The organism is Pseudomonas sp. SK3(2021), assembly GCF_016772375.1.
Classification (GTDB): Bacteria; Pseudomonadota; Gammaproteobacteria; order Pseudomonadales; family Pseudomonadaceae; genus Aquipseudomonas; species Aquipseudomonas chlororaphis_I.
In genome coordinates this window covers 1,963,995-1,975,727 of sequence record NZ_CP061943.1, presented here as the reverse complement: position 1 = coordinate 1,975,727, position 11,733 = coordinate 1,963,995, and the positions used below count along the sequence as shown (strand labels likewise).

The 11,733-nt window shown below is 61.0% G+C and carries 12 protein-coding genes and 1 pseudogene; all 13 read right to left on the bottom strand.

Annotated features, from left to right (window positions below; genetic code table 11):
- Nucleotides 1–9: 9 nt before the first annotated feature.
- The 13 genes and pseudogenes from fliT to pseB all read right to left on the bottom strand — a co-directional run bounded on the left by fliT (nucleotide 10) and on the right by pseB (nucleotide 11,722).
- On the bottom strand, nucleotides 10–306 hold the full coding sequence (gene fliT, locus IF690_RS08940; RefSeq protein ID WP_007922640.1) for a flagellar protein FliT: 297 nt from the start codon (nucleotides 304–306) through the stop codon (nucleotides 10–12).
- 10 nt (nucleotides 307–316) lie between these two features.
- On the bottom strand, nucleotides 317–712 hold the full coding sequence (fliS, locus tag IF690_RS08935) for a flagellar export chaperone FliS (RefSeq protein WP_202699804.1): 396 nt from the start codon (nucleotides 710–712) through the stop codon (nucleotides 317–319).
- 128 nt (nucleotides 713–840) lie between these two features.
- Nucleotides 841–2,259, bottom strand: coding sequence for a flagellar filament capping protein FliD (gene fliD, locus IF690_RS08930; RefSeq protein WP_202699803.1), 1,419 nt, complete (start codon nucleotides 2,257–2,259; stop codon nucleotides 841–843).
- 82 nt (nucleotides 2,260–2,341) lie between these two features.
- Complete coding sequence (locus tag IF690_RS08925; protein WP_202699802.1) at nucleotides 2,342–2,707, bottom strand: flagellar protein FlaG; 366 nt, start codon at nucleotides 2,705–2,707, stop codon at nucleotides 2,342–2,344.
- Nucleotides 2,708–2,778: 71 nt separating this feature from the next.
- Entirely contained in the window at nucleotides 2,779–3,630 is an 852-nt protein-coding gene (locus tag IF690_RS08920) for a flagellin domain-containing protein (protein ID WP_202699801.1), read from the bottom strand.
- Nucleotides 3,631–3,881: 251 nt separating this feature from the next.
- On the bottom strand, nucleotides 3,882–4,151 hold the full coding sequence (locus IF690_RS08915; protein ID WP_202699800.1) for a hypothetical protein: 270 nt from the start codon (nucleotides 4,149–4,151) through the stop codon (nucleotides 3,882–3,884).
- Nucleotides 4,148–5,440, bottom strand: a complete 1,293-nt coding sequence (locus IF690_RS08910; protein ID WP_202699799.1) for a motility associated factor glycosyltransferase family protein — start codon at nucleotides 5,438–5,440, stop codon at nucleotides 4,148–4,150. Before IF690_RS08910 ends, IF690_RS08915 begins: the two co-directional genes overlap by 4 nt.
- A gap of 81 nt (nucleotides 5,441–5,521) precedes the next feature.
- Nucleotides 5,522–6,448 carry a ketoacyl-ACP synthase III gene (locus IF690_RS08905; RefSeq protein WP_202699798.1) on the bottom strand — a complete coding sequence of 309 codons (927 nt, stop codon included), beginning with the start codon at nucleotides 6,446–6,448 and terminating at the stop codon, nucleotides 5,522–5,524.
- A gap of 224 nt (nucleotides 6,449–6,672) precedes the next feature.
- On the bottom strand, nucleotides 6,673–7,725 hold the full coding sequence (gene pseI, locus IF690_RS08900) for a pseudaminic acid synthase (protein WP_202699797.1): 1,053 nt from the start codon (nucleotides 7,723–7,725) through the stop codon (nucleotides 6,673–6,675).
- An 82-nt stretch (nucleotides 7,726–7,807) separates the two neighbouring features.
- Nucleotides 7,808–8,851, bottom strand: a pseudogene (pseG, locus tag IF690_RS08895) (UDP-2,4-diacetamido-2,4,6-trideoxy-beta-L-altropyranose hydrolase); the annotation flags it as partial.
- Nucleotides 8,848–9,555 (bottom strand): pseudaminic acid cytidylyltransferase, encoded by a 708-nt coding sequence (pseF, locus tag IF690_RS08890; RefSeq protein ID WP_202699795.1) that lies wholly within the window; start codon nucleotides 9,553–9,555, stop codon nucleotides 8,848–8,850. The pseudogene pseG and the gene pseF, both read right to left, overlap by 4 nt.
- Nucleotides 9,552–10,724, bottom strand: coding sequence for a UDP-4-amino-4,6-dideoxy-N-acetyl-beta-L-altrosamine transaminase (gene pseC, locus IF690_RS08885; RefSeq protein WP_202699794.1), 1,173 nt, complete (start codon nucleotides 10,722–10,724; stop codon nucleotides 9,552–9,554). Before pseC ends, pseF begins: the two co-directional genes overlap by 4 nt.
- Nucleotides 10,721–11,722 (bottom strand): UDP-N-acetylglucosamine 4,6-dehydratase (inverting), encoded by a 1,002-nt coding sequence (pseB, locus tag IF690_RS08880; RefSeq protein WP_202699793.1) that lies wholly within the window; start codon nucleotides 11,720–11,722, stop codon nucleotides 10,721–10,723. The genes pseC and pseB overlap by 4 nt, the downstream gene beginning before the upstream one ends.
- Nucleotides 11,723–11,733: the final 11 nt, after the last annotated feature.

Sequence of the window (11,733 nt, the reverse complement as noted above, 5' to 3'; positions counted from 1 at the left end):
AGGGGTTAATTAACCGAACAGATGGTAAACCTTTGCCGCGTTCTGTGCTTGATGGATCTGCGACATCTCGTCGACTATCGCCTGACGCTCCCCTGTCGTCACTTCCAGAAGCTGTCGATAAACCCCAAGCAGCTCCTGCAGATTCTCGCGCAACGCGGCTTCATCTTCCGGAGCTTCACTCAAGATGTCTTCCATGCAGGAACGGCAGGCCAGATCCAACTGACCGATTGCTTCCCAGTTACGCTCGGCCAGGGCGGCGACCAGTGCTTCACGGGTTTCTTCGATGCGCTGCAATACAAGACTCATGGTGATCTCCTTAGAACTGCGGACCCGGCGCAGCGATGGCGTCCCAGCCTTCCTTGACGGTGCGCAACAGATCGGCGACCTCGTCGAGAATCTTTGGATCGGTCTTGATGTTCGCCTCGGTGAGGCGCGTCATCATGTAGGTGTACAAGCCGTCCAGATCACCCAGGGTGTCGGGTGAGTTTTCCAGGTCGAGCCCTTCGCGCAAGCCACCGATAATGCCGATGGCCTTGCTGATGAATACACCTTTGCTGGGAATATCCTTGCGTTCCATCGCCCCCTTGGCCTGGGCGATACGATCCAGGCCGCCCTCCATCAGCATCTGCACCAGGCGATGGGGACTGGCTTCGGAAGTCTGCGCCTGGGCACCAATCTTCTGGTATTGCCGAAGGGCCAACATCGGATTCATGTTCTACCTCATCAAAACTCAAGGGTTCGTATAACCAGCGTATCGACCCGGCGTCAAAAAACTTTAGATCAAAAGCCAAAAGCCCGGAACGCTACGAACGTTGCCGGGCTTTTGGCGCCTTGTATCAATCAGCCTTTCTGTTGCGCGGTCAACGCCTCGAACATCGAGGTAATGTTGCTGGCGGTGGCTTTCAATTTGCCCACCAGGGTGTCCATGTCGTTGTACTTCTTGGTCAGTACCGCCGTCAGGGTCTCGATACGGCGATCCAGGGCAGCCTGATCCGAAGCCAGCTTGGTCTTGGTCTTGTTCAGCGCAGTCGTACGCTGATCGAGAACACCGCCGGTCTGGGCAAAAGGCGCGATGGCCTTGTCCATGCGGTCCAGCAGGCCGTTTTCGCCGGTGAACAGGGTCTGCACCTCGCCACCGAGCTTTTTGTCATTCATCGCCGCGGTGAACTTGGTGGAGTCGAAGTCCAGGGCACCGGTCTTCTGGTTGGTGGTAATCCCCAATTGCGCCAGAACGGTCAGCTTGTCGCCGGCCCCGACTTCCGACAGCGGCGCACGAATCGCCGCCAGGATCGAGCGCGGCAACGCGTCGCCAGTCAACTGGGCCGGGATGGTCGGCTTGCCGTCGTCATCCAGGGACGGCTTGGTCAGCGCGGTAACGCTGTTGGCCACCGCGTTGTAGGCATCGACGAACTTCTGGATCGAAGCCTTCAAACCGTCGGTGTTGGCCGCGACGGTAATGGTCGAGGTGCCTGGAGCAACCAGGTTGAAGGTCAGCCCGGAAACCGCCTTGTCCACCGAGTTGCTCTTGCTGGTCAACGCCATGCCGTCGACGGTGAAGTTGGCATCTTTTGCCAGGGCACCAATGGAGCCCGCAGAAGTGGCGGTCATCGGCGAACCGGAAGCACCAACGACAGTACTGCCGTCGATTTCCAGACCAGCAATACCGCTAAGAGAAATATCGGAGCCCGCACCAGTAGTGGTCGAGCCCACCACCAGACGCGATCCAAAGGAGTCGGTCACGATGTTCGCGCTGATCCCGGCGCTCTTGAGCGATGCATCGGCGTTGATCGAGTCACGCACCGACTGCAAGGTAGCGCCGGCTTTTACATCGAGGTTGTAATCAGTGCCATTTTGACTGATTTTCAAGGTACCAGTCGGAATAGCACTTGTAGTACCGCCAGCGAAGGCAGCACTGGTGACTTTCGAGGAAGTCGCAAGATTCTGCACAGCGACAACATAGTTGCCATTGACCGCGGTATTGCCAGCGACCGCTGTTACATACTTGTTATCGGAAGTAGTAGCGGCATAGCCAGGGAATTGCGGGTTGGTCTTGCTGCCGAGTTCGGTAATGGTGGTCCGAAAGGTCGACAACAAGGACTTCAAGGTACCAATGCCGGAGATGCTTGCGGTGTTGGTCGCAGTTCCCCGGTCGATCTGACCTTGCTTGGCTGCTTTGTCAGCGTTCACCAAGGCTTTGACGATAGCACCGGTGTCGAGGCCTGAGCCTAGACCGGTACCCGGTAGAATTGGACTTGCCATGGAGATCTCCTTTCAGTGTGCCGCCGGTCTTTTGACCATTACAACGCCCAAAAGAACATAGCAACAAATTTCATGCCAGCTGTCAGACTTTAGCGCTGAACAACAAGCTGCTCGCATCATTCAAACTATTGGCCAACTTCAGGACTTCTTCGTTGGGGATCTGACGAATCACCTCACCGGAGTCACTGGCAATGACCTTGACGACAACCTTGCCAGAAGGCTCGTCAATAGAGAATTCCAGGTTACGCTTGACCGATTGCACAAACTTTTCAATTTCCTGAATGGCCATCTTCAGTTTGTCCTGCTCGGCTTGCGCACTCTGACTCTCTTCCTTGACAGTCGACAGTGCCACAACATCCGCTTGAGGCTTCTCCACAGGCTTGTCAGCAACAGGCGTTGCCGGCTTGACCGCTGGATAAGACAAGTTCAGCTTCATGCTCATATCCATGTCCATCACCTCTTAAGTAAAAAGCGAGAGAGCACGACCAGCGCACTCCCCCGCTAGAGCTTAGTCAGCTATTACTGAAGCAGTTTCAGTACAGCGGACGGCAGTTGGTTGGCCTGGGCCAGAACTGCGGTGGAAGCTTGTTGCAGAGTTTGTTGCTTGGTCAGCTGTGCAGTTTCAGCAGCGAAGTCGGTATCTTGTACGCGACCCAGTGCAGCACTGGCGTTTTCGTTGATGTTCTGCAGGTTGGAGATGGTGCTGGTCAGACGGTTTTGCGCAGCACCGAGGTCGGCACGGCTGGAGTTGATGGTCTGCAGCGCTTTTTCGATCGCGTTGATCGCGGCCTTAGTGTTGGTTTCAGCCATGCCGCTGTCGGTGGCGCTGATGCTGATGGTAGCGGAGTCAACGCTCAGGGTCGCAGCGTCGAAGCCGCTGGCCAGAGTGATGGTGATCTGGTTGGTAGCACCGGTGTTGGAACCGACCTGGAAGGTCATGGTGCCAGCGGAACCGTCGATCAGGTTCTTGCCGTTCAGGTTGGTCGACTTGGCGATACGAGTCAGTTCGTCCGACATCTGAGCAAATTCTTTGTCCAGAGCGGTACGGTCTGCAGTGCCGTTGGAGTCGTTTCGCGACTGGAGAGCCAGCTCACGCATACGTTGCAGAATGTTGGTCGACTCTTGCATCGCGCCTTCAGCGGTCTGGGCGATGGAGATACCGTCGTTGGCGTTTTTGATCGCCATGGTCTGGCCACGGATCTGCGAGGTCATACGGGTAGCGATCTGCAGGCCGGCGGCGTCGTCTTTTGCACTGTTGATCTTCAGGCCGGAAGACAGGCGAGTCATCGAAGTCTGCAGAGCATCGGAAGCACGGTTCAGGTTTTTCTGAACGTTCAGCGACGCGACGTTAGTGTTTACTGTTAAAGCCATGACGAATTCCTCGTTGGTTGGGTACTGCGGCTTCCGGCCCTGGCAACCGCCGGGTAATGGCCTAGAGAACCTTCGTAATAGTTATCGTCGGCAATGCAAGTTGCTTTAGGGGATTTTCAAAAAAAAATGCCATCAGCGTGCCACCCCTCGTAAATCAAGGGCTGACGGCCTTCAACAGTAAAAAAAATGACGCCAGGAAAGTGCCGGGAAAGGCCCGAGCGCAAAGATCGCCCGGGCGGGCAGAGAATGTTTTAGCAAGAAGGGATGGAACGCAGTACTTCAACGCATTCGTATTGCAGATAGTCGGCCAGGGCCAACCAGTTTTGCCCTTGCTGACACTCAAACATCAGGCCAAGCAACGCCTCCCAATCCTGCCTCAGCTCTTGCGGCGCGCGCTCGATCATCGGCTCGATTGCCTCCATCAACTGGACCATCGTCATGGCCGCCTCGACATCGCGCCCCAGGCGAAACCCCTCGGCACATTGCTGCAAGCGGGCGATCACCCCTTCGCCCCCACTCATTGGTTGAACTCCGGATGAAAGGTCGTCCCGGCAATCATCGCCCCGTCCCGACTGCTGTTATAGAAGCGCACCTGTGGATGACCAGCGATAAAACGCTCCAGCTCGCACAGGTAACTGCGAAAATTAAGCTGAGTCCTGACCCGCTGGCCATGCCCGTCCAGCACCCAATGCCTGGCAGCACTCAACTGCGGCCCCAGCTCACCGTCGAGCCAGCCGGCATGTGTCTTGTTCATCGGGAAGGCAAAGTCGGCACCGAACAAGGTGATCTGCTCGGCGCCCATTTTTACTGCAAGGTCCACCGCCGGATGAATCACACTGCCGCCGACATACAGCTGCGCCTTGGGTAGCTGCTCGCGCATCCGAACGTAAATCGGACTGGCGGAATACCCGACATAACGCGGCCCCTGCCAGCGCCCCAGAATCTGCGGATCGACCATTGGCAGATAGACCAGGGTAATGGCTGCGGACCGCTCAGGCGGCAAGTGAAGATTGGAGATCCGTTGATCGATGCTGACCACGATGTCCGGCTCGATCCCCTGTTTGAGCAGCGGCCGGTAGGCGGTATCGACACAGATAAACAGCGGCCGCCGAGCCTGCCCGCGAACCTGGCGCAAGCGCTCGAAATGCCGCTCCAGACTCGGCCCGGTGGCAATCACAAAGACCTCGCGCCCCGGCTGCGAGCCAAACAACTGCGCCACGTCGCTGTCACCGGCCACCAGCTCGACACTCGATTGCAGACGTTGAGCAACCTCAGGGGAATCGGCCACGAAGTCACGGTTATTGAAGGCCAGGTGCACCTCGCTGACCAGGCGATCGCGGATCTTGGCGTTGTAGTCATCCGCCAGCACCAGTTCGGAAGGCAAGGCGAAGAACGGCAACTGGATTTCCGCCAGGTCACCGGCATAACCCAGTTCGACTCGAGGATCGTTCAACCAGGCCTGCTGATCGAGCAATTGCAGCACCAGGGCAAATACCGCGCCATTCAGGATGTGCACCTGCAAGCGTTGCAGCGCCGGGTTTTCCAGCAGTATCTGCTGCAAGTCGCCCAAGCCGGTGCCGTACAAATGAATCACCGGGCTGTCGGCCGGCAGGCTCGCTGCCTGGGTTCGCGCTTCCGCCGTACGATCGTGGCGGCTGGTGAGCTGAATGCCGGAAACACTCAAGGTCGACCCCAGCCCTTCGACCAGGTCCGCCTGCAATGCAGCACTGTCCTCCGCCAGCAACCGCTCGAGCAGTCGTGGCCAGCGAGCCTGTATTGCCTGGGCATTGCCCTCGAAGCTTTCGCTCATGCTGTCTCGCCTATCTTCATGCAAAAAAAATAGCGCTCAGGGTACACCCTGGGCGCTATTTTTGGATGCCGCGGGATCAACTCATGGGCGATAGATAATCGCCGACCCCCAGGACAGCCCCACACCGAAACCGCTCAGGGCCACACGTTGCCACTTCGACTCGAGCACATGCTTTTCCAGCAGCAGCGGAATGCTCGACGACACGGTGTTACCGGTCTCGACCATGTCCTTGATGAACTTCTCCGGCTCGCCTTCGAAACGGCGCGCCACGGCATCGACGATCGCCGCACTGCCCTGGTGGATACAGAACGCATCGATCTGCTCCTCCTTCAGGCCCGACTCATCCAGCAACTCGTTCAAGTGCGCCGGGACTTTCAGCAGGGCAAAGTTGAACACCTGGCGGCCATTCATGAAAAACACCCCATCGCTGACTTTCAGGTGGGGGGCGCCGGAACCGTCGGTGCCGAACTTGGCCTTGCCCAGCTGCCAGGGAGCGTCTTCGCCCATCCAGGTAGCGGTCGCCGCATCGCCGAACAGCATGGTGGTGTTGCGGTCTTCCGGATCGACGATCTTCGAGTAAGGGTCGGCGGTGACCAGCAGGCCGTTCTTCAAGCCCGTGGCTTCCATGAAGCCCTTGAGCGCGTAGATGCCGTAGACATAACCGGAGCAGCCCAGGGAAATATCGAAGGCCGCAACGTGGGTCGGCAGGCCCAGCTTGTCCTGGACAATGGCGGCGGTGTGCGGCAGGCCTTCTTCGTCACCGTTCTGGGTGACGACGATCAGCGCCTCGATCGACTCGCGCGACAGTTGCGGATTGTTGGCGAACAGCGCATTGACTGCTTCGACACACAGGTCCGAGGTTTCCTGCGCAGCGTCTTTGCGCGGCAGGAAGGCCGAACCGATCTTGCCCAGGATGAACTCCTCATCCTTCTCGAATTTTGCACCTTGTGCGTAATTGTCTACGCCGGCTACAGGCACGTAGCTCGCAATGCTCTTTATGCCAATCATTACGGCTTCCCAATAATAAACAGCTGAATACCCCGACCTCCGGGACCGGGGCTGCCGACAAACAGACATCCTGGCGCCCCTGACGGGCGACAGCGGGAAGAATAGAGGGCTATCACTGCACCGTTTACCGGCCAGGCGCCATCTCCCCGGTCAATACAATACAGTGAAGATGCGCGTTATGACTCGCAGGTCACGCTATTTTGCCGAATCAGCCATACAAACGGCTATTCGACAAATGCCCAATCCAATGCGGTACCGCGCTTGAGGGCCTGGCGCGCGCACCGCCCGAGGACCGCGTCGATGTGTTTGGGGGCCAGCCCCAGGCCCGGACGAATGGCCCTGACGTTATCGCTGCTGAACACCTCCCCCGCCGCCATATCGCGGGTGACATAGAGGGAACGGCGGTACAACACCGACTGCCGCTCGGCCTCGGTCGCGCCGTAACGCACCTGGCCCAGGGCCTGCCAGGCGCGTTCGGTTTCTACCACCAGGCTGTGCAGTTCCGCCGGTTCCAGGGAAAAACTCGCATCCACCCCGCCACCGGCGCGGTCGAGGGTGAAGTGTTTCTCCACCACAGTGGCGCCCAGCGCCACGGCGGCCACCGAAACCCCGACGCCCATGGAGTGGTCGGACAAACCGACCTCACAACCGAACAGCTCGCGCAAATGAGGGATGGTCAGGATGTTGCTGTTTTCCGGCGAAGCCGGGTAGGTACTGGTGCACTTGAGCAGCACCAGGTCCTTGCAGCCTGCCTCCCGGGCGGCGCGCACGCTTTCGTCCAGCTCGGCGATGCTGGCCATGCCGGTGGAAATGATCAGTGGCTTGCCGGTGGCCGCTACCCGGCGAATCAGTGGCAGGTCGGTGTTCTCGAAGCTGGCGATCTTGTACGCGGGCACATCGAGGCTTTCGAGGAAGTCCACCGCGCTCTCATCGAACGGTGTGGAGAACGCCAGCATCCCCAGCTCCCTGGCGCGGGCGAAAATCGGCGCATGCCATTGCCACGGCGTGTGGGCCTTTTCATACAAGGCATACAGCGAGGAACCGGCCCAGAGGCTGGCCGGATCCTTGATGAAAAACTCGCCATGCTCCAGGTCCAGGGTCATGGTGTCGGCGGTATAGGTCTGCAATTTCAGGGCATGGGCGCCGGCCTTGGCCGCGGCTTCGACGATCTGCAGGGCAACGTCCAGCGACTGGTTATGGTTGCCGCTCATCTCGGCAATGATGAACGGCGGCGAGCCGGCGCCAATCGAGCGCGAGCCGATCTTGAAACTAGTCATTGGGGTTTTCCTTCGATTCACGCGTAGATTCGCCGGTGGCCGGATCATCCCCGGCACGACGCAATGGATTGCGGGTCATCTCGAACAGGGCCGCCGCCACCCGCGATGCGCCCTGCCCGTCGACCAACTGCCGGGAGCGCTGCGCCAGGCTCTGGCGCAGCGGGTAATCGCCAATGAGCACGGAGGTCACCTGGCGGATCTGCTCGACGCTCACCTGCTCGCTGGGCCCCAGGTAGACATGCATGCCTGCCTCGGCCAACAGCCGGGCATTGGCCTCTTGATTGCCGGCCACGCTGATGCACAGGGTTGGCAGGCCCAGGGCGGCCCGCTCCCAGCTGGTGCCGCCACCGGCACCGATAAACAGGTCGGCCTCGGCCATCAGGCGGGAAAAGTCGCTGACATAGGCGTGCAAGCGCCAATGTCCGCGACCGGCCACCAGTTCCTGCATCTGCGCCCAGGCCGGGTTACCGGCCCCGGCGACAAAATCCACTTCCAGGTCGTCGAACGCACTCAAGGCCAGCATCGCCTTGTATGTCTGGCTGGCCGCATCGAAACCGCCGAAATTCACCAGCACCCGATTCGCTCGCTCGCGAATGGCGATCGGCGGGCAGCGGAACTCCTCGCGCAGCAAGGCGAAATGCGGCCCCAGCAGCGCCCGGCACTCAGCGTCGATCAGGCCGGCATAGGCCTGGGGCGTGCCGCTGAAGTTCTGGTCGAGCAACAGGTCGACGGCATGCCGCCGGTTGGCCAGGTCATCGATGGCGGCAATCCGCGGCGCCCATTGCCGCGCCGCCTGCTGCCACTGCCAGTCCAGACCATAGTGATCGACCAGCACCCAATCGAATCGCGGCTGATCCTGCAACGCTGCCTGCAAGGCAGCGATATCCGCCTGCCAGGGCAACGGCGCCTCGATGTCCAGCGCGCACTCACCCGGATAGCTCGCCGGCAATACGAAGGTCTGGAAACCCAGTTCGGCCAGGCGCTCCAATTGCTGCCCGGGCAAGCTTCGGCAAGCGAAAGCCACTGTGGCACCCTGCTCACGCAACGCCCTGGCCAGGGTCAGGCAGCGGGCGATATGGCCGCTGCCAATGGCCGGCGAAGCATCGGCACGGACCAACACCCTCACTCCAGTTCTCCACCGGCCTTGAGCGCCGCGTACAGATACTCAGCGCGCAGCCAGTCTTCCTCGGTGTCGATGTCCTGCACCAGATGGCGCGGCAGGATCACCGGCAGGCTGAGCGGAGAAAACACCAGGTCGCCGCGCAGCCAGGCCTCGCTGCGCCCCCAATAGAACTGCCCGGCATCCTGATAGGCCGGTGGCAGGTCCTGGGAGCGTGTGTTGCGAAACTCCGGATAAAGCGAGGTCAGCGCGCCCTGGTCGTCGAGGGTCAGGGCCCGCTGCACCGGGAACGCGAAGCTGCACACGGAAAAGGCATAGGACTTTTCAGGATGGGCATCCAGCGCCGCCAAGCCCTGGCGCAGGTAGCGCAGCTGCAACAAGGGCGCGGTGGCGTAAATGCAGCAGGCGTAATCGAAGGTTTCGCCACGCTCGCGCAACGCATTCAAGGCATGCACGATCACCGGCCCGGTGCCGGTGAAATCGTCCGCCAGCTCCGCCGGGCGCATGAACGGCACCGTGGCGCCGCTGGCCCTGGCCAGCTCGGCGATCTGCGGGTCGTCGGTACTGACCAGCACCTGGTCGAACAACCCGGAGTCGAGTGCCGTGGCAATCGAACGAGCGATCATCGGCACGCCATCGAACGGCTTGAGGTTCTTGCGCGCGATGCGTTTGCTGCCGCCACGGGCGGGAATGATGGCGATGGCACTCAAGGCTGGGCGGGCTCCTGGATAAGCTGGCGCAATTGCTCGACCACATACATCTGCTGATCATCCTCCAGCGCCGGAAACAGCGGCAGGCTGATGGCCTCGGCGTAGTAGCGCTCGGCCTCGGGAAAATCCCCCGCGGCGAATCCCAGGTCGCGGTAATACGGCTGCAGGTGCACCGGGATGTAATGCAGATTGACCCCGACCCCGGCCTCGCGCAATGCCTCGAAGACCTCGCGATGGGAGCGACGGATGCGTTCGGGTTGCAAGCGCACCACGTACAGATGCCATGCCGACTGCGCCTGCTCCTGAGCCTGCGGCAGGGTCAGCGGCAGATCGGCCAGCAGGTGGTCATAACGGGCCGCCAGCTGCCGGCGCCGGGCAATGAACGCGTCGAGCTTGTCCAGTTGGGACAAGCCCAGGGCCGCCTGCAGATCGGTGATGCGGTAATTGAAACCCAGCTCGGCCTGTTGGTAGTACCAGGGGCCGTGGCTGGGTTCGGTCATCTGCGCCGGGTCGCGGGTCATGCCGTGGCTGCGCAAGCGCCGCAGGCGGTCCGCCAGCTGCGGGCTGTTGGTCAGGACCATGCCGCCCTCGGCGCTGGTGATGATTTTCACCGGATGAAAACTGAACACCGTCATCGCCGCGAATTCGCCACAGCCCACCGGCCGCCCGGCATAGGAGGCGCCCACCGCGTGGGAGGCATCTTCGATCAGCACGAAGCCATAACGCTGCGCCAGTTGCGCCATGGCCCGCATGTCGCAGCTTTGCCCGGAGAACGCCACCGCCACTACCACCTTGGGCAAGCTGCCGGTGCGCTCGGCGGCCTCCAGCTTATGCGCCAGCGCCCGGGCATCCATGTTCCAGGTGCGTGGGTCGATATCGACGAAATCCACCTCGGCGCCGCAGTAACGGCCACAGTTGGCCGAGGCCAGGAAGGTATTGGGCGTGGTCCACAGCCGGTCTCCCGGCCCCAGCCCGGCGGCCAGGCAGGCGATGTGCAGGGCCGCCGTGGCATTGCACACCGCCACGCCATGGCCAGCCTCGCAGCGAGCGGCCATGGCCTGCTCGAAGCGCTCGATGGCCGGGCCCTGGGTCAGCCAGTCGGACTGCAGCACCGCGACCACCGCATCGATGTCCGCCTGGTCGAGGCTCTGGCGCCCGTAGGGAATCATGCCGACAGCCCGGCATGCAGCTCGGCGATCTGGCCCACCGAGAGGAAATGCGGATTGGTGTCCGAGCGGTATTCGAACTGCTCGCCCACCGGCCGCCCCCGCTCGCCCAGGCCGTCCACGGCAAAATCGACATTGACGTTGGTAAAGCGGATCGACGGCTGGATGGTGTAGTGATCGGCGAACTCCAGGGTCATGCGCGCATCATCCAGCGGCACCATCAGCTCGTGGAGTTTTTCCCCCGGCCGAATGCCCACTTGCCGGTGCGGCAGGTTTTGCGCCATGCCGCGCGCCAGGTCGACGATCCGGATCGACGGAATCTTCGGCACGAAGACTTCACCGCCATGCATGCGCGAGAAGCTGTCGAGCACGAACTGCACCCCGTGATCCAGGGTGATCCAGAAACGGGTCATGCGCTCGTCGGTGATCGGCAGCTCACGGGCGCCTTCGGCGATCAGCTTGCTGAAGAACGGCACCACCGAGCCTCGGGAGCCGGCCACGTTGCCGTAGCGCACCACCGAAAAACGGGTCGGCTGCTCGCCGGCGATATTGTTCGCCGCGACGAACAGCTTGTCCGACAGCAGCTTGGTCGCGCCATACAGGTTGACCGGGCTGGCCGCCTTGTCGGTGGACAGCGCGACCACTTTCTTCACGCCGTTGTCGATGGCCGCGGCGATGATGTTTTCCGCGCCGTTGACGTTGGTGCGGATGCATTCGGTGGGATTGTATTCCGCGGCCGGCACTTGCTTCAGGGCCGCCGCGTGCACCACGTAGTCGATCCCGCGCATGGCCTGGCGCAGGCGCTCGGCATCACGTACGTCGCCGAGGAAATAACGCATGCAGGGCGCGTTGAAGGTCTGCTGCATTTCGTACTGCTTCAGTTCATCACGGGAGAACACCACCACCCGCTTGGGCTGGTATTGCTCCAGCAGGCGCCGGATGAAATTGCGCCCGAACGAACCGGTGCCGCCGGAGATGAAAATCGATTTACCGTTGAACATGCCTTGAGTCC